Origin of the sequence: Stecheria intestinalis, assembly GCF_009696165.1 — a bacterium.
In the GTDB taxonomy this organism is placed as follows: domain Bacteria; phylum Bacillota_I; class Bacilli_A; order Erysipelotrichales; family Erysipelotrichaceae; genus Bulleidia; species Bulleidia intestinalis.
In genome coordinates this window covers 12,670-37,303 of sequence record NZ_VUMN01000003.1, presented here as the reverse complement: position 1 = coordinate 37,303, position 24,634 = coordinate 12,670, and the positions used below count along the sequence as shown (strand labels likewise).

Below are 24,634 nucleotides of genomic sequence, written 5' to 3'. Positions count from 1 at the left end.
AAGAGCAGACCTCATCTGCTCTTACGATATTCTCAGTTTTTTCGAACGCAGGCGGTTATTCACATGATCGCGGACAAGAACATAGATCACCGAGAACAGCGGCACGCCTAAGAACATGCCGAGCACTCCGAATAACGAACCGCCCAGAATAATGGCAAACATGACCCACAGAGCCGGCAGGCCGACCGAATCGCCGAGGATGCGCGGGCCAAGGATGTTGCCATCGATCTGCTGCAGAATCAGAATGAAGATTCCGAACTCCACTGCCTTATACGGACTGATGATCAGCAGGATGAAGATGCACGGAATTGCCCCGAGGAACGGACCGAATACCGGAATCATATTCGTCAAGCCGACGACAAAGGCAATCAGCGGCGTATACGGCATCTGCATGATTCCGCAGACGATGCCGCAGGCAATGCCGATAATCAGCGAATCAAGTGCCTTCCCGAAAATGAAGCTGTTCAGCATCCGGATGGTCAGTCTGCCTACATAAGCGAGGTAGTCTGCATGATCCTTGGACCAGATGGAATAAGTTACCTGCTTCAGCTGACGCTTCCACCGTTCCTGATCGGCAAGCAGATAAATTGCAATAATCATGCCGATGAAGAAATTGCCGATGCCTTTGACAACGGATACCGAATAGGACAGCAATGTCGCAATCAGGCCGCTGGAGCCATCTACTGCTTTCTTCACCGCATTCAGAACTGAATTCATGATGCTGTCAAGGAGTGCTCCGTACTGAGAATTGGCATTCAGTCCATTTGCCCAGTCTTCCGCAGTCTTCAGATAGGAATCCATAGAATCCACCAGCGTTTTCGCACTGCTGATGATCTGCGGAGTCAGAATGCTGAAAAACAGTACCAGCACTGCTGCAAAGATCACAAAGGCAATCGCAACTGCAGCTCTCCGCTTCGTCTTCGGCTTCAGCTTTGTATTCTTCAGCCATTTTTCTTCGGCAGTCCGCCGGATCGGAACGAGGATGAATGCAATCGCAAATCCCCAGATAAATGGCGATAAGGTGCTCCATAACTTTCCTAAGAACGATGCTACACTATCCCATCTCTGAAAGAAAAACCAGATCAGCAAGATGATCGCGCCGCTAGCCGTATATGTGAGGACATTGTCCTTCATTTCTTCTTTCCAGTTGATTTTCATATGGCTTCATTATATCAGACGAATTCCGGATCTTTGCGTCTGTTTACATTCTGACCGATCTGTATACGGAACCGCGTTGACTTCAAAAAAACAGAATGCCAGAATAACATTGTCTTTTATCAAGAATGAGGCAAGAGGGTCAGCTCGTCGGCCTCATACCAACCTGCGAAGAGACAAGAAGCGTAAGGTGGTAAAGCTGACAACGATAAAGAAAGAGGACGCAGGAGACTCTTTCTCAAAGTTCGTTGAAAAGACAAACATTGAAAGGAGCTTTTTTTATGAGCAAGATGTTTTTCACCTCTGAGTCCGTTACCAGCGGACATCCTGACAAAGTCTGCGACCTCATCGCAGACTCCATCCTGGACGAAGCGATCCGTCAGGATCCGGAAAGCCACATGGCCGTTGAAGCAACCATCAAAGACGATCTGATTCTCGTATACGGCGAAGCCGGCACGAAGGCAGACATCGACTATGAGAAGATTGCCCTCGGCGTCATGAAGGAAATCGGCTACGACGAAGAGTACCATGTAGAAGTCAAGGTCAACAAGCAGTCCTCTGAAATCAACAGCGCTGTCGCTCATGATCAGATCTCTGCAGGCGACCAGGGCATCATGTTCGGCTATGCTTCAGATGAAACTGAAGATCTGATGCCGTTTGCTATTGACGAGGCTCATAAGCTTGCAAAGAAGCTGGAAGAAGTCCGCAGACAGACTCCGTTCCTGCGTCCGGATGGAAAGACCCAGGTCACTGCAGAATATGATAATGGTAAACTGAAGCGCATCGATACCATCGTCGTTTCCACCCAGCACACTGCTGACGTTTCCCAGGAAGAAGTCAGAAAGTGCGTCATGGAAAAAGTCATCAAACCGGTTGTCGATCCGAAGCTGGTTGATGAAAACACCAAGTATCTGATCAACCCGTCCGGTTCCTTCGTTCTCGGCGGAAGCTGGGGCGACTCCGGAACCACCGGCAGAAAGATCGTCGTAGACTCGTATGGCGGATATGCCCCGATCGGCGGCGGCTGCTTCTCTTCCAAGGATCCGACCAAGGTTGACCGTTCCGCAGCATACTATGCTCGTTATGTCTGCCGCAACGTCGTTGCCAACGGACTTGCTCATAAGTGCCAGATCCAGCTGAGCTACGCAATCGGCGAACCGAAGCCGCTGTCTGTCAATGTCGAGACTTTCGGTACCTCGAAGTATTCCAACGAAGAGCTCGAAGCAATTATCGATAAGAACTTCGACTTCTCTGTTTCCAACATCATCAAGGAACTCGACCTGCGCCGTCCGATCTACACGAAGACCACGAACTATGGCCACTTCGGAAAGAAGGACCTGCCGTGGGAGCAGTTCAAGAAGATCAATCTGTAATTGTTCTCTGGGAATTACTTCGGTGATTCCCTTTTCTTTTCTCTGAAATATAATAATGTCATGACTGTTTACAGGATACTGACCCTGAATCTGAAAACAGATCTTCCGTTCACCCGCGGACAGCGTCTGTTCTCTCACCGGATCCATTCAATTGAAGAAATGATCCGCTGGCACGACCCGGACCTGATCGGCGTGCAGGAACTCACGGAAGAGATGCTGCCGCACATGGACAAGCTCATGGAGACGTATACCTTCTACGGCCGCGGCCGCAACCGGGACGGCATCCATTTCGCTGATGAGCGCAACTGCATTCTCTATAAGAAAGACAGATTCGAATTTCTCCATGGCGGAACCTTCTGGCTCTCCGATACCCCGGATGTCCAGGGCTCCCGCTATCCGACCAGCATCTATCCCCGCATCGCAACCTGGGCAGTGCTGAAAGACAGGGAAACCGGAGAAGTATTCACCTTCGCCAACACCCATCTCGACCACCTGCTGACCAACACGAAATTCAAGCAGGTCATCGTGCTCAAGAAGCAGATGATGAAGAAGAATGAAGGATCGTTCCTGGCAATGACCGGCGACTTCAATACGTATCTCTCGTCCAGTGCCCTGCAGGCACTGCTGGATCGCGACAACCCGCTTGATCTGGAAGATACCGACCCGGAAAATGCCGGCTCCACCATCCGGGGCTTCGTGGAAAGCACGACTGCCCACTATCTTCCGATTGACCACATCTTCCTGTCCCGCAGCTGCCATGTCATCAACTCCAGAGTGCTGAAGAGCCTCTACATGGGCAATTATCCAAGCGATCATGCCCCGGTCCTGACCGTCTTCGACAGTCCCGGTGCTTCAAAGTGACCCTTCATGGTCGCTTTTCTTTTTCTCTCCCCCGAAGAAAGCATTTGCCGTATTTACGTTTTGGGCCTAAAAACGAAATAGTTCAAGTATTATATAGTTTGAAAAAACAAATAATGTAGATCAGGAGGAAAAGAATGAGCAACAACAAACTTAAGATCAATCTGAAAGATTGCACCACAACGAAAGAGAAGCTGGTTAAGGTGACACAGCATCTCCTTGCTTCTTATGGATATGAAGCTACCTCAGTTCGCCTGATCGCAGATTATGCAGATGTAAGTCTTTCTGCAATCAGTTTTCATTTTGGATCTAAAGAAAAACTTGTCCACTCCGCTGTCCAAAAAGCAGCTGATGATCTTCGGATCAGCTTCGGCACTTATACAGAAGAAATTAGAAGTTTTGCCAATGGAACTGATCAGGATAGGGATCAGGCTTGGCAATATCTTGATCGATTTCTGGAGGAACACATTAATCATATCTTTAATCCAAAATATAGCTCACTTTATATTGGGCTGGTAAGTCAGGAAAATGGGTTCCCTAAAAGCTGTCAGGGGATTCTTTCAAAAGCAGTTGTGGAGCAAAGTGAAAAAGTCCTGGTACAATTAATCGCACTTGTAATGCCAGAGCCGAATATGTTTCAAGCCGCAATTGCTGCTCGATGCATTATCGCCGCAATCATGAGCTATATGGAAAAACCTATTCTAAACAAAGAATTAGAAAAAGCCGTAGGCGTCAACTTGGAGGATTCTCATGAAGTTGCAGTATTCATGCACCATTATTTCATGAGCAGCCTTCACAGCTTCGTTGAGTCCGCGGCTTAATACACAATAACTACTTTGGATAGACGATCACATTAATACCAGAAGCCTCAGCAATTAAAGTATTATCACAATATAGCTTTGCCTCAGCAAAGACTTTTCTGCTTCCAGGCTCGTTGGAGACCATTCTTCCAAATCCGGAAAGATGGTCACCAACATGTGCAAAATGACGATAATTAACATTAAGATTTGCAGTCACAAGATCCAGCTCCATCTGACTTCTGCAAGCAAATATCATCAGATTATCAAGGATTGACGCAATGATTCCGCCATGAAGTATTGTGTCATACCCAACAAAATTCTCCGTGACTGTCCATTCGCAGGAGGCTTCTCCATTTCTGGCAGAGATTGGAATCTTCAATCCAATCGGATTCTTGACCCCGCATATTAAATCGTGATCATAATTTAACATCTTTTCTCTGCCCCCTAATCCAACTAGAAGATCTCTTTTAGTTTACCCCAATCTTCAAAGAATAGATCAGAATTCATTACTTTCGGACCACCTTCAGGGATAATAGGCTTGAACCCCATATGACCAATAATATCACGTTCAACATCAATTCCTGGAGCAATTTCTGTCAGCACCATACCTTCTTCGCAACGTTCAAAGACACAGCGTTCTGTGATGTATGTAATTCTATTTCCACGATGCAGACATTGTTCAGCATTAAAGGAGGTCTGGACGCAAGTATCAACAAACTTGTTGAATTTACCTTCATGGTCAATAACCAGTCGTCCATTTTCAATGTGACACTGGAACCCTGATGCTGTAAATGTCCCCATAAAAATGGAATGTTTAGCATTTGCAGAAATATTAGGGAAGCCACCAACTCCCGCAATTTTTCCATTCAGATTCGTTGTATTCACATTTCCAAGTTTATCTACTTCCGGCAATCCGAATACGCCAATATCAAGTCCTCCCTGGTCGAAGAAGCTGAAGAAATCTGTCTGATTAACCATTGCAATCGGGTTGAAGTGAGCGCCGAAATCGCCACCCTGAGCAGGAATTCCTCCGACGAGTCCAGACTCAGAAAGCATCATCACCTGAGTATCAACTCCCTCTTCCATAAGGATATTCGGAACCAAGCCTGGCATTCCGATGCCAAAATTGCACTTATTACCCTTACGGAATTCCATTGCCGTTCTTCTTGCAATAACCTTTTTGAAGTCAAACGGAACAGTCTGTTTTGCGCCTTCCATTGGGATCCGAATCTCGCCAGTAAAGGCAGGATTGAAGTGCGTAATATGTGTCTGCATAATCCTTTCCGGGTGCTCAGCAACAACCACATAGTCCACCAGGAAACCAGGAATCTTCACAGTGCGAGGATCAAGGGATCCCGTTTTTGCCACTCTTTCCACCTGGGCAATTACAATCGCACCTGCAGCCTTTGCCGCCAGAGCCAGATCCAGCGGTTCGCAGGGCATGCATTCTTTTTCATAAGTAAGATCGCCATCTTCATCCGATGTCGTAGCTCTGAGCAGCGCGACGTTTAAAGGAGGAAGAGTATAGAGCAAGTATTCTTCTCCATTCAGATCAGGAATATATTTAATGATCTGTTTTCCTTCCTTTTTTGTTTTTTCATTAACCCTTGCGCCATCTACACGCGGATCAATAAATGTTCCTAACCCAACTTTACTTAACAATCCTGGGAATCCTCTTCCCTGTTCTCTCCAGATCTGTCCAACGACTCCAAGAGGAATGTTATATGCTAAGATTTTATTATCATGAATCTGCTGAACCATTTTAAAGGAACATCCAACATGTCCATGAATACTGCATGACAATAAACCATCATGTGCAAGGACATCTTCTCCACGGGTCTTCTTTCCTTCAGGATCCATTCTTCCGAAGTCACCTTGTCCAGCACCATGAATATGCGTAATATTTGCTGGATGACCGGTTTCCAGGAATCGTTTTTCAATTGCCAATCCAATTTCTTCAGGCCATCCGGTCATGCCTTGTACTGCTGACCCTAATACTGCGCCATCCTGAATAAGTTCTGCAGCTTCTTTTGCAGTAATGAATTTTGCCATATTATCCTCTTTTTCTATTTGCCTCTGCCATTTGTTTTAATTCTTCTCTCGCAATTTTACCTGATGCTGTCAAAGGAAAACTCTTAACATTTGCAACTTCAGTTGGTATTTTAATCGTTGCTATTCTCCCTCGGCACAGCTTCATCAGATCTTCTGCTGTGATAGAGATATTTCCCTCAGTGATTAGAAATGCATATACAGCTTCTCCGAATTCCTGATCTTTTACTCCAACTACAGCTGAAGCACTAATTCCAGGAAGCTGGTCCAAGAATTGTTCGATTTCTAGAGGGCTGATATTTTCACCTCCGCGAATTATGATATTTTTACAGCGTCCGCAAAGGGTCAGATATCCTTCTGGAGACACTTTGCCAATATCCCCCGTTTTCAGCCATCCATCAGCAGTAAATGCATGTTCTGTACTTTCATTGTTTCCGAAGTATCCATTCATCATGCATGGGCTTTTAATTACAATTTCGCCTGCTTCGCCTTGATGCAGTGGCTTTCCCGTCTTTAGATCGTGGATTTCCCATTCAACAAACGGCCAGAATCTTCCAACGGTATGCGACACCGCACTGATTGGGTCTGATAAGCACGTACTGCTGATTCCAGGCCCAGCTTCTGTCATGCCATACATCATCATAAAATGATCAACATGCAGCTTTTCGGAAGCTTGCAGAATCAGGCCTTCAGGGCATGCTGCTCCTGCTAAAGCCCATAGCCTCAAATGAGTGCAACAGGATTCAGAAGACTGTTCTGCGCTAGTAAGCACTCTAGTCAGAATCGTTGGAACCGAAGAAATTACAGTGCATTTTTCATGAGCAAGCACCTCAAGGACTCTATCTATTGAGGAAATATCTGATAATACTGCCGTCCCTCCACTGAGAAATATAGAGAGGAAACTTCCAACAGAGCCGAGTGTATGGAACAACGGGGCGGTAATGCAATAGACATCATCCCGCGTCAACTCCATAAAGTGAATATGGGCTGCTGCATTTAGCAGAAGCTTTTCGTGGGTTAGCATGACTCCTTTTGGTGTTCCTGTAGTTCCGGAAGTGTAAATAATAGTTGCCGTATCTTTTGATGAAATCAGCTTATCTCTTTCGGCTAAAATAGAGTCAGGAAGTTTTTTCCCCGCTTCAATTAATTCTTCGAATTGCCAAGCACATGATTGAGGTCTGCTCGCATCTGTTAAAATCAGATGTTTCAAATTTGGCAGCCGTTCGCTATGTAGTTCACCAGGTTTTTGATTTTTGAATTCCGGGCAGATGTTAAACAGCATTTCAAGATGTGAACGATTCTTAATGCCTTGTTTGATAATCAAGAATGAGCATCCTGAATCAGCCAAAAGTTTTTCGAGCATTCCCTCCTTTTCATGAATATTTAAGTTAACTTGGATTGCACCAGTTTTTGAGACAGCTATTTTTGAAATGATACTCTCCCAGCTGTTATTGACTATGATTGCAATTCGATCTCCAGGAAGAATCCCCAGATGAATCAGTTCTTTCGCCAGAGCATTGCTGAGTATTTGAATTTGAGAAAAGGACAATCTCTTATTTGCTGCTGGATCGATCAGTGCAAGATGATCACCCTCTTCTTCAGACATTTCTCTGCAGCATCTTCCAAGCGTTAATCCTGGTGTCCGAAGAATATATGACCATTTATCCATATCATTCCGAGGTTGACATCGCTTTCCGGAATTTTACTAACAGAATAACTAAGATCGTTGCAGCGATTCCAAAAATTCCAACAATAGAAAGAGGAAGACGGAACGAACCAGAAGATTCCATTAATCCAGTGAAAATCTTAGGACCGATAAAACCTCCAAGAGCAAATCCTATAAACATGACACCATAATTGATTGCATTGTTTTTTGGGCCAAAGTTTTCTGCAGTAAGTGCAGGATAGACTCCCATCGATCCCCCATAGCAGGCAGCTATCAGCATTGCTAATAAGATAAATGAAACATAGGAACCATTAACCATTGAGAGTAAAAATCCGCTGATTGCAACAATCACACCCATGATTTCTAGTGCACGATACCGACCGATTTTATCTGATACTGAACCCCAGAGGAGTCTGCCTCCGGAATTCGCAATGCCAATAAAGGAAACAGTATAAGCAACCAATGGAGAATTTTCCCCCAATCCTCCAATCATTCTAGACATCCCCGTTGCGGATTGAATTACAAACAGCCCGGTAGAAGCAAAACATAAGAAAGCAATAACTGCCGGATAGTACCTCTTATCAAGTATCATTTCTTTCCATGTATAGTTACGAATACTTCTGTCTGCCTTCTTAGGAGTAAAGCCTTCTGGAAGCCATCCTTCCGGAGGAGCAGAAATGAAATGACCGCATACAAATGCTACGGCTCCAATCAAAACAGCGAGAACAATAAATGTGCGGGAAATACCGATACTCGCAATCATGGGACGAAGGATAAACGGGAAAATAATAGAACCAAGTCCGAAAAAAGCCGTCGTTAACCCAGCGATCATCCCACGCTTTTCTGGATACCACAAGCCAGGATTGGTAGTCGTAATTCCATTAATCATTCCGATGCCAAATCCAGCTATAATACCAAATCCGAGCCAGATCATGCCAAGGTTTCTAGCAAAACCGACGCATAAGAAGCCAAGCAGCGTAAGAACTGCTCCTATTTTCACGACTCCTCCGACTCCGAATTTTTTCTTCATGGCTCCCCCTGTAATCATGGTAATCGGCCCGATTCCGGTATGGAAAGTAAAGGCAAAAGCTAGAGAAGAAGCAACTACTGCTTCGCCGAAGAGGTTCTGGGATTCAGCCATAAAACTACTCTGGAAAATACTCCAGCAATATGCGATCCCGATAAACATATTTACGATACAGCTGGCAATTAGGACTGTTTTTCTCTGTTTCATGAGATCCATAAAGTTCTCCTACTTGTTATTTTTTTTAACATATTATTGTAAAAATCAGGTAGCAGGTCATGAGTGAATGATACCCATGGCCCGCCACTTCTTTCACCTTTTACTGGAGCGACATACGCTCAACGAGGTTTCCTATCAGAGCTTTAACTTCAGCAACTTTATATTCATTATCTCTAAGAGGAACAGCATCACTTACAGCAAGTTCTCCTGCCTCTTTTGCAAGTTCTTTAGTCGGTTTCTTCCCAATCATGAACTTAGCGACATCGTCTTTAATTACCGGGACAGGAGCAACTGCTCCAAGAACAAGCCGAATATCATCAATTACGCCATCTTTTAGCTTATAAGCGTACGCAAGAGATACAATTGCAAAATCAAGCGAATCTCTTACTCTGAATTTATCATATCCAGTTGTATACCCCTCCATCGGACGAATGCGAACTTCTTTGATCAGTTCGCCCGGCTCAAGCATTTCATATGCTTTCAGCTTCCGAGTAAAGAAATCCTTTGCAGGAATAACCTTTTTCGTCGTGACAAGCTCTGCATCCATCATCACCATTACCGGTGACATATCTGAAGCATTTACAGAGTAGCAGCCACAGTTCATGCACCTCTCGGCTTCTTTAACTGCAGTAGCAGGGTCGAAAGACATCGTATCTTCTTCGGTCAATGACCTTTCTTCCAGAGGCTTTTCAGGAAGTTTATTCGATACGTGATCTGTCACCCGATCTTTTTCAAAGAAGATTCTCTTATTATCAGGAACAGGGATTCCTTCTTTGCTTACTCCTAAATCTCGATTAATGCTAATCGCTGCAATTCTACCTGCATGGATAGCCTGGATAGCCAGGTTCGGGCCGGTAACTGCATCGCCACCTGCATAAATCTTTGGATTATCTGTTTTAGATGACTCAATATCAGCATTGATCAAGCCCCTGGAGGATTTTAACTGGGCGCTGAACTTATCACCAAGGAAGGAGATATCAACACGCTGTCCTGTTGCAAGAATAATGTAGTCGGAGGAAAAGACTTTTTTCTCATTATAGTCGTACTTAGGATCGAATCTGCCAAGCTCATTTCGCACCGAAGTGCACTTCATGGATTCCAATCCAGTCACCTTTCCGCTTTCATCAGTAAGGACGCGTGACAATCCCCATCCGTTGATTACTTCAACACCCTCTTCTTCTGCACGTGCAACTTCTTCAGGAGAAGCAGGCATTTCATTTCTCTGCTCCAGGCAGATAAGGCGAACTTTCTTAGCTCCTAGACGAACAGCAGTCAATGCAACATCCATTGCAACATTTCCGCCACCGCAGACAAGAACCTCATTGCCAATTGCCTTCTTCAGGTACGTATTTACATCAACCAGGAAGTTAAGTCCGAACTCAGTAAGGTTTTCTCCCTCAAGGCCCAAAATCGGCTGTTTCCATGCACCTGTTCCAAAGTACAGTGCATCATATTCCTTGTCCAGTTCCTCAACAGTAATGTCTTTTCCGACTTCGGTGTTCATCTTGAAGACAACACCCATTTTCTTCAGAGCATCATTATAGTCATCGATATATTTCCTAGGAAGACGATAATGAGGAATACCATACTGAAGAACACCGCCTGGTTTTTCCATTCGATCATAGACGGTTACATCATTACCTTCTTTCCGCAGATAATATGCAGCAGTCAGTCCACCAGGACCAGCACCGATAATTGCAACTTTCTTTCCTGTTTCCTTTTCGGGTGCAGGGAAGAAACGGTCCATATGCTCCAGAATATAATCACCAACAGACCGTTCCACCGCATGGATATTAACTGGTTCCCCATGATGGTTCTGATTGCACCTAGTCTGGCAGTTATGAGGGCAGATCCGGGAAGTAATCATCGGCATAGGGCTGTACTTCATGATAAGATTTGCAGCTCCATCCCAGTCATTTTTCCTTAGCAGTTCCATGTAACCAGGAATATCTGTTCCGCCAGGACACTCTCTGGTGCACTGCGACAGGCCAGTTTTCATCCCGCCGAATATCGAATGATATCTGTTTTCCCCCTGAATGGCATAGCATTCTTCTCCGCCTTTACGCGCACAATCCAACCGTCCGCCAACTCCATGAGGATATCTGTAAAACCAGCATCTTACGTCTTGGCAGAGATTGCCTCCAACTGTACCGATATTACGGATCAATGGTGAAGCAACTGAATGTGCCGCTTCCGCAACAGCTGCAGCTTTTTCTTTCAGCAGATCAGACGAAGCTGCATCAGATAATTTTACAAGCGCACCAATTTCAATGGTTCCATTAGTTTCTTTAATATCTTTTCCTTCATCAATGCCTTTTAGATCGACAACTTTAGCTGGATAATCCGGAAGAATAGATTCTTTCATGACTCCTAACAGATCAGAGCCACCCGCCAGAGCAACTGCTTTCCCATCAGAATTTTCACGAATCAGCTGTGATGCTTCTTCGAAGGATGATGCTGTCTCATATTCAAAATTTCTCATTTTTTTCTACCTCCTTCTCAAAGCTTTCCAATTGCTTTCAGGATTACCGCAGGCGTTGCAGGATATTCCTTAATATCAACCCCGGTAGCATTGGATACCGCCATCAAAACTGCTCCTGCACCTGCCGCTCCAGACACTTCGCCAATTCCAAGTGCACGGAACATATAGGAATCAATCTGAGACTCCATAACATATGCATCGTAGGTTGGGAACTCATTAAATGTCCGCCACTTATAATCAAGCAGATTAGACGTAACCAACCGGCCTGTTTCGTGGTCCTGGATGCACTCTTCAAATGAAGCTGTATCGAAGCATGCTGATCCGATTCCACCTTCAAGCTGCATCTCTAAAGCCTTCGGATCCAGAACCTGTCCGATATCAGTTCCTGCTCCAATATGAAGCAGTCTCTGTCTTCCTGTTTCCAGATCTACTTCAACATCAGCAAACACTGCAATACAGCTAGGAATATTGAATAGTTCCATGTGCTTTCCATAACCAACGATACTGAGCTCTTTCGGGCACAATTTGAACATTGGAACCTTCAGTTCAGGAGTATCTCTGACATAGACCATGAAGTCCTTTGTCTCCATCTGGTCAACGGACCGCTTGAAGTAAGTCGCAGCAAGTTCAAGTGCTTTCTTCTTGCATTCTTCAGCCGCAAGAGTAGCAGCCTTTCCTGTTGTAATGACGCCGCGAGATCCGCACAAGCCATAGTTTGAAGGATTATACTTGGAACCTGGTTCCGTAATATAGACACGATCAACCGGCACATTGAGTACCTCAGCGACCTGCTTCACAACATTACTTCTCGTACCCATACCAGATTCGGTAATATCCATTTCGATAACAGCACGGGAAGCTCTCGGATTTCCGACCAGATCAGGGATAATGCGGACAATAGCTTCGGTATTGTCTTCATTGATGTCAGCATTGCCGATGACACCCATACCAACGCCTCTTGCACGCTTTCCATCTTCGCTGACCCAGTAAGGCTTGTTCCAGCCAACCCACTTCTTATCCCATCCGAAGCGATCAGCAGCACCCTGCATCGCTTCAGGGAAGAACATAGAAGAACGGCTCTGCCACCAACGGCCATCACGCCAGATAAAGCGATCACCTGGAGCAATATAGTTCTTCTTGAAAACATCAAGCGGATTGAAATTGCCTGCTTTCATTGCAGTGCACATTAGGCGTTCCAAGCAGCTGTTAAGCTCCTGACCACCATATCCGCGAACAATGCCTGCAGCCTGACGGTTTGTAACCGCAATTTCGCTATCCATGTTCCAGTTAGGGCACTTAGCACAGACGAGCTGAGCTTCGCCAAGACCAACGCCAACCTGTCCCTGAACAGAATCTGCAATTGCTCCAGTATCAACTAACCATTTTCCTTCGACCGCGTTTACGATCCCATCTTTTGTCATCCCGATCTTGGCATTCATTGTGCTTCCAAGCCGGACTTCGTAGCACATCAGCTGCTCAGACTTAGTCATGATGATCTTTACAGGTTTGGCAGTAACCTTTGACAGCATGCATGCAGATAACACTGTTGTCATCATTGACTGCTTATTTCCGTAAGATCCGCCGACATTGAAGGTCCTGACATCGAAGTTTGATTTCGGAATACGGCCTTCTGCCATCAGCTTAAGAATATGCGAGCTTTGAGAAGATGCCCACAACGTGAAATTCTCTTCGCCTGTCCATTTCGCAATTACACTAGGTGCTTCCGGTGCTCCCGGGAAAGGCATCTTGTTAAATTCAACCTTGTCTTCTGCAATATAATCAGACTCCTCAAAACCCTTTTTGACATCTCCGCGGATGATCTGCCACCATGGTCCATCCGGCTGGAAGTACTTAATTCCATTATCAACATGGTTTCCAGGAAATCTCTTATAAAGCTGAGGCGCACCCTCTTTCAAAGCCTCCTCAGCTGAATAAACAGCCGGCAGTTCCTCGTACTCTACATCAATCAAGTCAAGAGCTTCAGTTGCGATTTCAACCGTATCAGCAGCAACTAAAGCTACAAGGTCTCCAACATACCAAACTTCATCTTCCAGAAGATGGCGATGGACCGGCAAGCCCAATCCCCACTGTTCAGGAACATTTTTATAAGTTACAACTGCGCGTACACCTGGGTATGCTTCCGCTTTAGAAATATCAATGGATTTGATCTTTGCATGAGGATAAGGACTTCGCTTGGTCTTTCCATACAATTGACCCGGCACATTATAGTCATCCAGGAATGTTGCATGTCCTGTAACAATGTCTTTTGCCTCAATACGCGGCATATATTTACCGACATGCCTATAATTCGGCTGAACAATATCACGGAAATTCATTTTCTTACTCATTTCCTGCAACCTCCTCAATCTGGTGATGAATGATCATTTTCAGAACCATACGCAAACGGAGATGGGTGCTTGTTCTCACGGACGCAGATCGGATCTTCTACATCATCTTTTGCATAGTGCATTACAGCCGTGGTGTCTTCCGGATTTCCCGCAGCGCGATTCACAGCGCGAAGAACTGTATAATGACTGACGCATCTGCAATAGTTTCCGGACAACGCTTCTTTAATTTCATCCGGAGTCGGATGAGGATTTTTCATCAGAAGAGCTTTTGCCGCCATGATGATTCCAGGCGTGCAATAGCCGCATTGGAACGCATATTCATCGATAAATGCCTGCTGGATAGGATCTAGGCCTTTTTCAGGATCTTCTAATCCTTCAATCGTAGTAATGTCTTTCCCATCACATTCTGCAGTCAGGATCATGCACGAGGTAACTGCATCCCCGTCCATGATCACTGTGCAGCACCCACATGCTCCTTCATTACATGATGATTTTGTGCCGGTAAGTCCAAGCCGCTCCCTCAACGTCGTCAGTAACGTTTCAGAAGGCGGCACCTGACCAAAAGCAGTTCCAATTGAAAAACGATACTGCCTCTTGTTCACTGTCAGGCTTATGTAGTCTTTTTTCATTCCAAAACACTCCTTTCTTGTTTGAATGAAAATACCCTAGTATTGTGAAGACTAGTACGATCGTTCGTCTTAATATTCATGCATACAAGTTGATTTGTCAATACGTTCACGAATATTACTTTTTTAATAGTCGGTCTGTACTGTTTTGCAATTAGAATATGTCTCGCTTTGTTATGTTATGAAGCATAAGATCTTCACAATAAATTTGCCCTTTTATCCTGGCGCTAACAGTTTCTTATTATTTGTCATCTCCTTTATAAGCTTCAATAGGTATGCAACTTGTTGGAGGCTGCCGAAGACCCTATCCTAGAGAGAGGCTAAGGAGAAGGGTCACGGTAAAAGATATTCATACTCATGAATGGTAGCTTCCGTTTCTGAAAGAGTATCAGCATAGCGGGAAAACAATAAAGGATTACTGCAAAGAGAACGGCTTCAATTATGAAGCATTCTACGGCACCTTCGTCGCGATCAGAGAGAAGCCATCGATGATGGCGGTTGTGATCATTCTGAAGTGCTTCCGGTCACAGTAATAGAGCGCACCCCTGAGTTCATCAGGGTTGAGATCAATGGAGTTAATATCTGCGGAAGTACGGATGGCTGATGCAGGGATTGAAAATTGATCAGAAAAGGTCCATGGAAACAGTCTCGAAAAAGTATGCATGGAATCTCATAAAAAGGCTTAATTATAAGCTTTTCTGAGGTTCCCGTGATGTAATAATTACGTGGAAACTGAGGCAGAATTCAAACAGAAATACAGTTCACTCACTGCTGATCAGATGCTTGATGCAATGTATCAGATGTATCTGGCCAACAACATGGATTCCACAGACGTGATCGACAAATACCATGGCCTGTCAAGAATCGAAAACCAGTTCGAGGAAATGAAAGGACCGCTGGATACCAGACCGATGTATGTCCACAAGTCGGAGCACATCTATGCANACCTTCTCATATGCATGATCGCGCTCGTCATGATTCGGCTGATCCAGCGGAAGTACAAGCAAAAGTATCCGCCGGCCAAAGATGACAGACGCAACTGGACCTATGGGCTGACAGGTGAACGGGTACAGACAGCTCTTCAAAAATGGAAAGCAATACAGGTTGGCGAAGATTCCTACTGGTTTGCGGATATCGATGATGAGTAAATCACCAATGCCAGAGCCTAGGTGCGCTCCATTCGCGGTGACACGCGGGACAACAACAAAGGAAAAAAGCTGGAAGCGAAGAAGTCCAAAGAGAAGAAGGGCATCGTGATTCAGCCCCTGATAATTTTTGGCGGCCCGTTTTAACGATAAGGAAATGCATAACGAGCCTGGCAGCGACCCACACCTACTCAAAATACAAGAAAGAAATGAAGGCAAACGTGGAATGGGGCAAGCAGAGGCAGAAAGAGCTTCCTGGGAAAGAGTAATCCGCCTTTAAGCGCACAAAAAAACTATGCTTACGAGGTGGCATAACTCTTTTTGGTCAGGACTTCAGCGTTATTCCCCACCCGGGCCGGCATAATTCAGTGCAATTAATCTCTGCATCTCACCACACTGTCGCCTTATCTCAAATCATCTGGTACGCCGCTTTTCCCATACGTAAAAGGCGTCACCTAATTTCAGCAGTGAATTCATAAATAAAGGAAGACAGCCCATACAGACTATCTTCCATGGAAACATTAATGATTGCTTATGCCTTATGGCTCATCACCTCATGGCAGCGCGGGCAGAGACCATTCTCATCGGCCTCTGTGCTGTAATTCCAGCAGCGCGGGCACTTGGTTCCTTCGGCATGAGATATCGTGATCTTGCGCTCGCTTCCGGCAGTAACGACTGCCTTGGAGACAATCAGCCACTGGGCAGCAACCTCCGGCAGCGTGCCTTCGAGCAGGTCTTTATCTGCCTCTGTGCAGGTGATGGAAACCTGAGCTTCCTGACTCGAATGAATCATGCCGGCATTGCGGGCATTCTCGAGTTCACGGTTCACATCATCACGCAGGTTCATCAGTTCCGTGAAGGTATTCTTAACTTCTTCTGCATTGGCATAATGCTTCACTTCCGGGAACTCCGTATAGTGCACGCTCTCAGCAGAATCATCATTGAAGTGCATCCAGACTTCTTCGCACGTATAGACGAGGAACGGTGCCCAGAGCCTTACCAGGCTGTCGACGGCATTCCAGTAGACCGACTGCACCTGACGGCGGCGATGATCATTCTTCTCGGAGCAGTACAGGATATCCTTCGTGAAATCACAGTAATAGGAACTCAGCTCATTGACCATGAGATTCATGAGCGCCTTGGAAGCAGCTACATAGTCATAGTCCAGAACATCTTTTCTGACTTCTTCTGCCGTTTCATCCAGCAGCACCATGATGTACTGATCTACCGGCTCCAGCTCTTCATACGGAACCATGTCCTTCTTCGGATCGAAATCCTGCGGATTCACATTGCCGAGCAGGAAACGGAAGGTATTACGGATCTTGCGATACTGATCGCTGACCTGCTTGATGTTGGACTCGCCGAGCTTCAGATCAGCCTTGAAGTCGCTCGTCATCGCCCACAGACGGAATACATCCGCACCGTTCTTATTGATGATATCCATCGGGTTGACGACATTGCCCTGGGACTTCGACATCTTCTCGCCTTTGGAATCGACAACATAACCATGAGAGAGCACTTCTCTATACGGTGCAAAGCCATTGACGGCAGTCGAGACAATCAAGGAAGAATTGAACCAGCCGCGGTACTGGTCAGACCCCTCGAAGTACATATCGCACGGGAACTTATCACCTCTTGCGATCAGTTCATTCCAGGACGATCCGGAATCGAACCAGACATCCATGATGTCCTTTTCCTTCGTGAAGTTTCCGTTCGGAGACTTCGGATTCGTATAGCCCTCCGGCAGAAGATCCTTCGCTTCCCGCTCGAACCAGACATTGGACCCGTACTCATCAACGAGATCAGCCACATGGTCGAATACTTCCTTCTCCATGATCGGCGAACCATCTTCGTTGTAGAAGATCGGAATCGGAACACCCCACAGACGCTGTCTGGAAATGCACCAGTCGCCGCGATCCTGGATCATGTTATGCATGCGCTTCTGGCCGAAGCTGTTATGCCAGACGATATGATTGTCGATCTGGTCCAGTACCTGCGGCTTGATCTTGTCGATGGAGCAGAACCACTGCTTCACAGCCCGGAAGATGACCTTCTTCTTCAGACGATCATCATGCGGATATGCATGGACGATATTCTCTACCGCCAGCAAAGCACCAGACTCGCTCATATCACGAATCACTGCCTTCGAGCAGTCCTCGAAGAACATGCCCTGATACTTGCCGGCATTCTCATTCATATTGCCGACCGAATCAACCGTGTTGATCGGAGCCAGTCCGTACTTCGCGCAGACGAGGAAGTCATCGAGACCATGGCCGCCGGCAGTATGAACCACGCCGGTACCATCCTGGTCTTCAACATGATTGCCGAGGATGACCGGGCACTCGCGATCCGCAAAGACGACATGGTGATAGGTGATGCCTTCCAGTTCCTTTCCCTTGAACGTACGGAGGATTCCCTGGTTGGTCAGATTGAACTTGGCCAGCAGCTGATCGACGAACTTCGCAAGGAATACAAGCTTGCCCTTTTCCGTCTGCACTTCCGCATAATCAAACGCTTCATTCAGACAGACTGCCTCGTTGCTCGGGATGGTCCACGGCGTGGTGGTCCAGATCACGAAGTAATCATCTGAATCAAGGATTCCCTTTCCATCCGCAACCTGGAAGCGCAGATAGATGGTCGCATCCTTGACATCCTTATAGATGATCTCGGAATCCGCGACTGCAGTCTCATTGAACGGCGACCAGTAGACCGGCTTGAGTCCCTGGAAGATCAGTCCATCGAGTGCCATCTTCTCAAACGTGCGGATCTGGCGTGCTTCAAAGTGCTTGTCCAGCGTGATATACGGATGTTCATAATCCGCAATCTGACCAAGCCGCTTCTCGGTTTCCATCTGCTGGGCAATCTGGGTATGAACGAACTCATCACACTTCTTGCGGAATTCGCTTGCCGGGATCTTCTTGCGATCGACGCCGAGCTTCTGAATGGCATTCTCAGTCGGCAGTCCGTGCGTATCCCAGCCCGGGAAATACGGGGTATAATAGCCGCTCATGGCATGGGTACGGACGATGAAATCCTTGATGCAGCGGTTCATAGCAGTTCCTGCATGCAGGTTGCCGTTGGCATAAGGAGGACCATCATGCAGAACGAAGGACTTCTGTCCCTCATGATGCTTCAGGAGGTTCTGATAGTAGTTGTGTTCCTGCCACTGCTTCAGAATTCCCGGCTCCTTCTTGGCCAGATTTCCTCTCATCTCGAAATCGGTAGACGGCATGTTCAGTGTATCTTTATAATCCATAGTCTCCCTCCGGACGCACATAAGAAAAGCGCCCTTCTCTTCTAAGGACGCTTAATAGCGCGGTACCACCTTAGTTCATGGCTTAAGCCATGCCCTCTTGAAATCTCTCCTTAACGCGGTGAGAATGCGAATGCTCATGAGGTGATGTCTCCGATGCCATTGCGTACTGCCTTTCACCATACGGCAGCTCTCTATAACGACTTCAGACAGGAGCACGTCCTCAATCAATGCATTTTCTGTTCAGCTTCATTCAGCCAGCGCAGATCAGGCATCTTCGGAAGCCGGAATTCATCCAGTTCCTGAATCATTCCCTCCAGCTTCTTCTTCGTCGAATCTCTGACCGTGTCTGCATCACCATACAGCTTGGAAAGATCCGTCAGGATCAGACGAGCAGTCACCAGACTCTCATGAATAATCGAGTCAGCATTCTTCTGGGCAGTGTCGATGATCTCATTGGCTTCCCGAAGCGACAGCCTGGCAATATTGTCAGCCGCCTGCTTCTGAGCTTCCAGAGAATTCTCCAGTGCCTCATACTGCCGCTGAAGCTCTTTCATGCGGTTTTCCGCATCCTCGAGCTGCTTCTGATAAAGCTCAACCTGTTTCTGCAGCTTCTCCACTTCAGACGCATAGCGATCCATGGCATCATCCACCGCAAACCGATCATACCCATTGCGCATGACTCTGAATGTCGGTCTCGGTGCTGTCATGACGAACGCTCCTTTCCCTGGATGTCCTGCAGGAATTCTGCTACGATCCGATCCTTCTTCGTGTGATTCCGGACCCCCTGATACGTAAAACGGCCGGTCCCCCGGATCGAAATCGTATTGCCATTATCGCACATTTTATCGGGTGCTTCAAGAACGCGATGATTGATCTGAACCTTGCCCTGACGGATCATTTCCTTGGCTTCATTCCGCGAACAATGAGCCAGGGAAGCCACGATCGCATCAAGCCGCTCGCTGGCAATTACCGCTTCAACTTTCTTCGTATAGAACACCTGCACCGGATGTTCCTCAATCCGGTGAAACGACACATTCAGCCTCGAAATCCGGGTGAGATTATCTTCCAGGAACCTGCCCATCTGATCCGAGGTATACAGATAGATGCAGTTCTCCTCCATCCAGAAATCCCCGAAACTATGCCGGTCGATCTGCAGACTCATCAGTGAACCGAGAATATCCCGGTGACCGATCGTGCGGAAGCGCTGATCTGTCTCTGCTTTCAGGCAGACAATATCAGAAAAGTCATCCTCCTCATCTCTGAGAAAGATGACTTTCTTTTTCCGAGCTCCCTCATATCCGCCGTCATATCTGATCAATGCGGATTCGGGAAATTCTGACTGAACTGAGGCAAGTTCTTCTTCATTCAGGAAGAAGGATTCTTCATGCATGTGCCGGCGTTCGCTCTGCTTCTGCAGATCACGAAGACGGATCAAAGCATCCTCTCTCTCATCAGTCATCATCGCTGTCTAACGAAATCGCTCCATCCACTCCGACATTCTTCGGCGTGCAGAGAATCACGTTATGGCCGATCTTCTGAATCGTTCCATCCAGCGCAAAGACAACACCCGTCAGGAAATCAATCGTTCTCTGGGCATAGTCTCTCTGCAGACGATGCAGATTCACCACTGCGGCTCTGCGGCTCTTGAGATGTCTTGCAATCTCTTCAGCCTCTTCGAAGCTGCGCGGTTCAAACAGCACCATCTTGGTATCCGCAGATACCTGTCTGACATTCTGATTTTTCGTTCTCTCGTACTGGCTCACTGGTCTTGTCTCACTCTGCCTGTATTCCGGTTCTTCTTCAGTTTCTTCTTCTTCATCATCGTCTTCATCTTCATCGACAGGTGCGACGAAGTTGAATAATTTATCTTTCAGTCCCATAGTAAAGCCTCCTGCAACCGTGGTTATTATAGCATTCTATCAAGGTGCAGGCAATCTGCCGAATGGCTTTGCTATGCGGTTTCAGAGTGAATCAACTGTATTCTGATCCAGATGGGAAACCAGCGTCACCGCCAGATCTACCGCTGCCCGGTAATCCTGATACGTGCACCAGCAGTTGCCTGAATGAATATAGCGGACCGGGATGCCGATCACGATGGAAGGTACCCCTTCCGGATAGATTCTGCCGCCGTCTGTTCCGCCCCCGGAGCGTACGCTTTCCTGCACGGGAATGCCTTCCTCCACAGCAAGATCGAGTGCCAGCTTCTGAAAATGCGGGTTCGTGATCATTGAGACATCGAAGTGTCTCAGCATCGGTCCCTTCCTTAGCGCTGCCTGCACCAGATAAGGCTCCTGGAACGTATCATCTGCAGGGCATCCCTCAAAGGCAATCATGACATCCGGTTTCAGTGCCTTGTAGTTTGCATAGACGCCGCGTTCTCCTACCTCTTCCTGAACCGAGAAAGCTCCCTGCACGACACAAGGAAGATCTTTTCCCTGAAGCTCTGCCAGCGTCTGAATCTCCGCCGCAACTCCGATTCTGCAGTCAAAGGCTTTGCCTTCAAACAGCTGTCTTCCTTCATCATACGTGCATGTCACATCCGGAACGCCCGGGCTTGCGATTCCAAGCCCCATCCGTTCCGTTTCTTCTCTGCTGCAGGTGCCCGCATCAAGCACCATCTGATCGAAAGACACTGGCTGCAGACGCTCTGCCGCCGTCATGAAATGAGGCGGCTTTGCGGCAACAATCGCCGCATAATCCTTGCCATCACGGTTGCGCAGTCTGAACCTGCTGGAAGGGAAAGAGCTATCAGATATTCCGCCGATCTTCAGAAACTTCATGGTTCCGTCAGGCTTGACTGCCTGCACAATCACCCCGACTTCATCCAGGTGGCTGTCCAGCATGACTTTCGGCTTGCCGGAGTAATCCGGATTCAGCACGGCACGCACATTGCGCATATGATCTTCTTCCGGTTCCAGCCAGGACAGCTCATCTTTCACCAGGTCGCTGACTTCGTCTTCGAAACCGCTCGGGCCGAAGGCATTGGATAATGCGATAATCCGTTCAATCTCTTCCATAGTTTTCCTCCAGAACTTTTAAGCTATTATTGCACACCTAGGAATTCTTTGGGCAGATACGGTACAATGAAAACGAATACAGGAGTACAAACTGATATGGCTGATGCACTGAACGCTTTTCTCAGACAGCTGGTAGACATTTCTTCCGTCTGCCTTGAACTGACCGCAATCATCGTGATGCTTTATTCCGCAATCAACTCCCTGCTTCTCTGGATCCGTGAGAAAGAAGTAGGAGTTTCATTGGAAAAAGGAATTTCCACCGCCCTTGAATTTCTGATGTGCGGCGAAGTGCTGAAAACGACGATTGCCTATGATGTCGAAGACTACATCTCACTCGCATGCATCATCGCCCTGCGAGCTGCCCTCGGCTTTGAAGCAAGCATGGAGATGCGTCACAAGAAGAAAGAAAACGGAATCATGAACGAAGGTTCCGATGAGAAAACGTCTGTCATGAAATAGCTTTATCCGATTCGGTTTTTACTTGGGTATAAGAAAACGTCCGGATGGACGTTTTCTCTTACTCGATAATCGGTTCTTTCTCCATTTCCTCAAGCTTCTTCTCGTATTCAGCTTTCTCACGATCATTCATGAATACGTAATGGCCTGGGCGGATCTCGCGCAGCTTCGGTTTCTCGCCGGACAAATCGCGCTTTGACTCATCATAGATCACGATCTGCTTTGCCTTCTCGATTTCCGGATCCGGCATCGGGACAGCCTGAAGCAGAGAATGCGTATACGGATGCAGCGGATAGCGGAACAGCTCATCAGAAGGGGCGACTTCGACGATGCGTCCGTTATGGATGACAGCGATCCGGTCTGCGAAGTAGCGGACCACACTGAGATCATGCGCGATGAACATATAAGTCAAGTTGTGTTCCTTCTTGAACTGGTTCATCAGATTCAGAACCTGTGCACGAATCGAGACATCAAGTGCCGAAATCGGTTCATCGGCAATGATGAATTCCGGATCCATGACCATGGCTCTGGCAATGCCGACACGCTGACGCTGGCCGCCGGAGAATTCATGAGGATAGCGGGACTTGTGCTCCGGCAGAAGTCCGACCGAACGGAGAGCTTCATCCACCTTGCGTTCCCGGTCTTCTTCATCCTTGTATAGATGGAAGTTATAGAGACCTTCGGAAATGCAGTAGTCGATGGTTGCACGCTCATTCAGCGAAGCAGCCGGGTCCTGGAAGATCATCTGAATATTGCGGACCACCCACTGACGATCTTCCTTGGACAGACGGGTATTGATCTTCTTGCCCTTGAACAGGATTTCTCCGTCACTTGTCTCATTCAGACGGATGATGGAACGGGCGATGGTCGTCTTGCCAGAACCGGATTCGCCTACCAGAGCAAATGTTTCGCCTTTGTAGATCCGGAAGTTGGCATCCTTGACGGCCCGGAAGCGATGCTTGCGGTTATTGTGGAACGTGACTTCCAGGTGCTTGACATCAACCAGGATTTCTCTGCCGTTCTCGTCATACATCGGCTTCACATCAGCCGGAACATGAAGCTGTTCATGCTTATTATCGGTCACCGTAGATCCCTCCCTTCGATGTCAGTGCAAGCATGCGCTGATGAAGATTCTTCACCGCAGCCGGCGGTTCAACCTTCGGAGCTCTCGGATCCAGAAGCCATGTCTTGGCATAATGCGTATCCGAGATCTTGAAGAACGGAGGTTCTTCTTCATAATCGATCTTCATTGCATAGTTATTGCGCGGCGCAAAGGCGTCTCCCTTGATCTCTTCAAACAGAGAAGGCGGGGTGCCGCGGATCGCAAACAGTTCTTCACCCTTCTGGCCAAGCTGAGGCAGCGAAGACAGCAGACCCCACGTATACGGATGTCTGGAATCATAGAAGATCTCGTCGACGTTACCGTATTCGATAATCTGACCTGCATACATGACCGCGACCACATCAGCAACGTTTGCAACAACACCGAGATCATGCGTGATATAAATCGTCGTGAATCCGTACTCATCTGCCAGATCCTTGATCAGGCGAATGATCTGTGCCTGGATCGTGACGTCCAGAGCCGTCGTCGGTTCGTCGCAGATCAGGATCTTAGGATGGCAGGCGAGCGCAATGGCAATGACAATCCGCTGGCGCATGCCCCCGGAATACATGAACGGATATTCATCATAGCGAAGCTCAGGATCATGAATACCGACTTTTGTCATCAGCTCGATGGCTTCTGCTTTCGCTTCTGCCTTGGATTTCTTCTGATGCTTGATGATGACTTCAGAGATCTGGTCGCCGATCGTGCGGACAGGATTCAAGGAAGTCATCGGATCCTGGAAAACGGTAGCGATCTTGACGCCGCGGATGGTTTCCCATTGTGCATCGGTCGTGAATTTGGAGATATCCTTTCCCTCAAACCAGATTTCACCGCCGGAAACTGAGCCGTTTGCATCCAGCATGCCGGTGAAGGTCTTCGTGAATACCGACTTGCCCGAACCGGATTCACCGACAATCGCAACAACCTTATGAGCCTCGAAATCCATGGAGATATGACGGATTGCTGTCAGCACGCGGCCGCGCACCTGGAACTTTACCTGCAGGTCCTTGACTGACAGGATGATATCTTTTTCTTTATTTTCTGACATCGTTCCC

Annotated in this window: 20 protein-coding genes and 1 other annotated feature; of the genes, 4 read left to right on the top strand and 16 right to left on the bottom strand. The window is 47.1% G+C overall.

Translation table 11 applies throughout. The features are described 5' to 3' along the window. Positions 1–21: 21 nt before the first annotated feature. Positions 22–1,158 (bottom strand): AI-2E family transporter, encoded by a 1,137-nt coding sequence (locus tag FYJ51_RS02270; RefSeq protein WP_154502751.1) that lies wholly within the window; start codon positions 1,156–1,158, stop codon positions 22–24. A gap of 278 nt (positions 1,159–1,436) precedes the next feature. Here FYJ51_RS02270 and metK point away from each other — a divergent pair, with 278 nt between their 5' ends. The 3 genes from metK (at position 1,437) to FYJ51_RS02255 (ending at position 4,207) form a co-directional block, all read left to right on the top strand. Next, entirely contained in the window at positions 1,437–2,528 is a 1,092-nt protein-coding gene (gene metK / locus FYJ51_RS02265; RefSeq protein ID WP_154502749.1) for a methionine adenosyltransferase, read from the top strand. 60 nt (positions 2,529–2,588) lie between these two features. Next, positions 2,589–3,389 (top strand): endonuclease/exonuclease/phosphatase family protein, encoded by an 801-nt coding sequence (locus FYJ51_RS02260; protein WP_154502747.1) that lies wholly within the window; start codon positions 2,589–2,591, stop codon positions 3,387–3,389. Between the two features lie 134 nt (positions 3,390–3,523). Next, positions 3,524–4,207 (top strand): TetR/AcrR family transcriptional regulator, encoded by a 684-nt coding sequence (locus tag FYJ51_RS02255; RefSeq protein WP_105303022.1) that lies wholly within the window; start codon positions 3,524–3,526, stop codon positions 4,205–4,207. A gap of 10 nt (positions 4,208–4,217) precedes the next feature. Here the strand turns inward: FYJ51_RS02255 and FYJ51_RS02250 are convergent, their stop codons facing one another. The 13 genes from FYJ51_RS02250 to FYJ51_RS02185 form a co-directional block, all read right to left on the bottom strand. Then, positions 4,218–4,616, bottom strand: a complete 399-nt coding sequence (locus tag FYJ51_RS02250; protein ID WP_105303021.1) for a PaaI family thioesterase — start codon at positions 4,614–4,616, stop codon at positions 4,218–4,220. Positions 4,617–4,639: 23 nt separating this feature from the next. Further along, positions 4,640–6,238, bottom strand: a complete 1,599-nt coding sequence (locus FYJ51_RS02245) for an acyl CoA:acetate/3-ketoacid CoA transferase (protein WP_154502745.1) — start codon at positions 6,236–6,238, stop codon at positions 4,640–4,642. A gap of 1 nt (position 6,239) precedes the next feature. Continuing rightward, entirely contained in the window at positions 6,240–7,841 is a 1,602-nt protein-coding gene (locus FYJ51_RS02240; RefSeq protein ID WP_205946125.1) for a class I adenylate-forming enzyme family protein, read from the bottom strand. Between the two features lie 64 nt (positions 7,842–7,905). Continuing rightward, on the bottom strand, positions 7,906–9,144 hold the full coding sequence (locus tag FYJ51_RS02235; RefSeq protein WP_154502741.1) for an OFA family MFS transporter: 1,239 nt from the start codon (positions 9,142–9,144) through the stop codon (positions 7,906–7,908). Positions 9,145–9,244: 100 nt separating this feature from the next. Further along, positions 9,245–11,626: an FAD binding domain-containing protein gene (locus tag FYJ51_RS02230; protein ID WP_105303017.1), complete on the bottom strand. Its 2,382-nt coding sequence runs from the start codon at positions 11,624–11,626 to the stop codon at positions 9,245–9,247. Positions 11,627–11,643: 17 nt separating this feature from the next. Then, positions 11,644–13,974 (bottom strand): xanthine dehydrogenase family protein molybdopterin-binding subunit, encoded by a 2,331-nt coding sequence (locus FYJ51_RS02225; RefSeq protein WP_154502739.1) that lies wholly within the window; start codon positions 13,972–13,974, stop codon positions 11,644–11,646. A gap of 14 nt (positions 13,975–13,988) precedes the next feature. After that, on the bottom strand, positions 13,989–14,603 hold the full coding sequence (locus FYJ51_RS02220) for a (2Fe-2S)-binding protein (RefSeq protein WP_105303015.1): 615 nt from the start codon (positions 14,601–14,603) through the stop codon (positions 13,989–13,991). A gap of 448 nt (positions 14,604–15,051) precedes the next feature. Next, positions 15,052–15,264, bottom strand: coding sequence for a hypothetical protein (locus FYJ51_RS02215; protein ID WP_105303014.1), 213 nt, complete (start codon positions 15,262–15,264; stop codon positions 15,052–15,054). Positions 15,265–16,277: 1,013 nt separating this feature from the next. Then, the gene (ileS, locus tag FYJ51_RS02205) at positions 16,278–19,001 is read right to left on the bottom strand and encodes an isoleucine--tRNA ligase (protein WP_154502735.1); all 2,724 of its coding nucleotides are present in this window, start codon (positions 18,999–19,001) and stop codon (positions 16,278–16,280) included. Between the two features lie 40 nt (positions 19,002–19,041). After that, positions 19,042–19,238 (bottom strand) — a binding site (T-box leader). Next, positions 19,226–19,708 (bottom strand): DivIVA domain-containing protein, encoded by a 483-nt coding sequence (locus FYJ51_RS02200; RefSeq protein WP_105303011.1) that lies wholly within the window; start codon positions 19,706–19,708, stop codon positions 19,226–19,228. Its footprint overlaps the feature before it by 13 nt. Beyond that, complete coding sequence (locus FYJ51_RS02195; RefSeq protein WP_235897198.1) at positions 19,705–20,436, bottom strand: YlmH/Sll1252 family protein; 732 nt, start codon at positions 20,434–20,436, stop codon at positions 19,705–19,707. Before FYJ51_RS02195 ends, FYJ51_RS02200 begins: the two co-directional genes overlap by 4 nt. 16 nt (positions 20,437–20,452) lie before the next feature. Next, complete coding sequence (locus tag FYJ51_RS02190) at positions 20,453–20,881, bottom strand: cell division protein SepF (protein ID WP_105303009.1); 429 nt, start codon at positions 20,879–20,881, stop codon at positions 20,453–20,455. Between the two features lie 81 nt (positions 20,882–20,962). Next, complete coding sequence (locus FYJ51_RS02185) at positions 20,963–22,018, bottom strand: M42 family metallopeptidase (protein WP_154502732.1); 1,056 nt, start codon at positions 22,016–22,018, stop codon at positions 20,963–20,965. A gap of 96 nt (positions 22,019–22,114) precedes the next feature. On the opposite strand from FYJ51_RS02185, the gene FYJ51_RS02180 reads away from it, so the two are divergent. After that, positions 22,115–22,477 carry a DUF1622 domain-containing protein gene (locus FYJ51_RS02180; RefSeq protein WP_205946124.1) on the top strand — a complete coding sequence of 121 codons (363 nt, stop codon included), beginning with the start codon at positions 22,115–22,117 and terminating at the stop codon, positions 22,475–22,477. A 58-nt stretch (positions 22,478–22,535) separates the two neighbouring features. Here the strand turns inward: FYJ51_RS02180 and FYJ51_RS02175 are convergent, their stop codons facing one another. After that, positions 22,536–23,558 carry an ATP-binding cassette domain-containing protein gene (locus FYJ51_RS02175; protein WP_328597260.1) on the bottom strand — a complete coding sequence of 341 codons (1,023 nt, stop codon included), beginning with the start codon at positions 23,556–23,558 and terminating at the stop codon, positions 22,536–22,538. After that, complete coding sequence (locus tag FYJ51_RS02170) at positions 23,548–24,627, bottom strand: ABC transporter ATP-binding protein (RefSeq protein WP_154502726.1); 1,080 nt, start codon at positions 24,625–24,627, stop codon at positions 23,548–23,550. The genes FYJ51_RS02175 and FYJ51_RS02170 overlap by 11 nt, the downstream gene beginning before the upstream one ends. Positions 24,628–24,634 lie beyond the last annotated feature (7 nt).

What these genes read in the sequence shown, in the direction of transcription:
- FYJ51_RS02270 (WP_154502751.1), bottom strand. Translation starts at nt 1,158, where the DNA reads ATGAAAATCAACTGGAAAGAAGAAATGAAGGACAATGTCCTCACATAT.
- metK (WP_154502749.1), top strand. Translation starts at nt 1,437, where the DNA reads ATGAGCAAGATGTTTTTCACCTCTGAGTCCGTTACCAGCGGACATCCT.
- FYJ51_RS02260 (WP_154502747.1), top strand. Translation starts at nt 2,589, where the DNA reads ATGACTGTTTACAGGATACTGACCCTGAATCTGAAAACAGATCTTCCG.
- FYJ51_RS02255 (WP_105303022.1), top strand. Translation starts at nt 3,524, where the DNA reads ATGAGCAACAACAAACTTAAGATCAATCTGAAAGATTGCACCACAACG.
- FYJ51_RS02250 (WP_105303021.1), bottom strand. Translation starts at nt 4,616, where the DNA reads ATGTTAAATTATGATCACGATTTAATATGCGGGGTCAAGAATCCGATT.
- FYJ51_RS02245 (WP_154502745.1), bottom strand. Translation starts at nt 6,238, where the DNA reads ATGGCAAAATTCATTACTGCAAAAGAAGCTGCAGAACTTATTCAGGAT.
- FYJ51_RS02240 (WP_205946125.1), bottom strand. Translation starts at nt 7,841, where the DNA reads ATGTCTGAAGAAGAGGGTGATCATCTTGCACTGATCGATCCAGCAGCA.
- FYJ51_RS02235 (WP_154502741.1), bottom strand. Translation starts at nt 9,144, where the DNA reads ATGGATCTCATGAAACAGAGAAAAACAGTCCTAATTGCCAGCTGTATC.
- FYJ51_RS02230 (WP_105303017.1), bottom strand. Translation starts at nt 11,626, where the DNA reads ATGAGAAATTTTGAATATGAGACAGCATCATCCTTCGAAGAAGCATCA.
- FYJ51_RS02225 (WP_154502739.1), bottom strand. Translation starts at nt 13,974, where the DNA reads ATGAGTAAGAAAATGAATTTCCGTGATATTGTTCAGCCGAATTATAGG.
- FYJ51_RS02220 (WP_105303015.1), bottom strand. Translation starts at nt 14,603, where the DNA reads ATGAAAAAAGACTACATAAGCCTGACAGTGAACAAGAGGCAGTATCGT.
- FYJ51_RS02215 (WP_105303014.1), bottom strand. Translation starts at nt 15,264, where the DNA reads ATGCATACTTTTTCGAGACTGTTTCCATGGACCTTTTCTGATCAATTT.
- ileS (WP_154502735.1), bottom strand. Translation starts at nt 19,001, where the DNA reads ATGGATTATAAAGATACACTGAACATGCCGTCTACCGATTTCGAGATG.
- FYJ51_RS02200 (WP_105303011.1), bottom strand. Translation starts at nt 19,708, where the DNA reads ATGACAGCACCGAGACCGACATTCAGAGTCATGCGCAATGGGTATGAT.
- FYJ51_RS02190 (WP_105303009.1), bottom strand. Translation starts at nt 20,881, where the DNA reads ATGGGACTGAAAGATAAATTATTCAACTTCGTCGCACCTGTCGATGAA.
- FYJ51_RS02185 (WP_154502732.1), bottom strand. Translation starts at nt 22,018, where the DNA reads ATGGAAGAGATTGAACGGATTATCGCATTATCCAATGCCTTCGGCCCG.
- FYJ51_RS02180 (WP_205946124.1), top strand. Translation starts at nt 22,115, where the DNA reads ATGGCTGATGCACTGAACGCTTTTCTCAGACAGCTGGTAGACATTTCT.
- FYJ51_RS02170 (WP_154502726.1), bottom strand. Translation starts at nt 24,627, where the DNA reads ATGTCAGAAAATAAAGAAAAAGATATCATCCTGTCAGTCAAGGACCTG.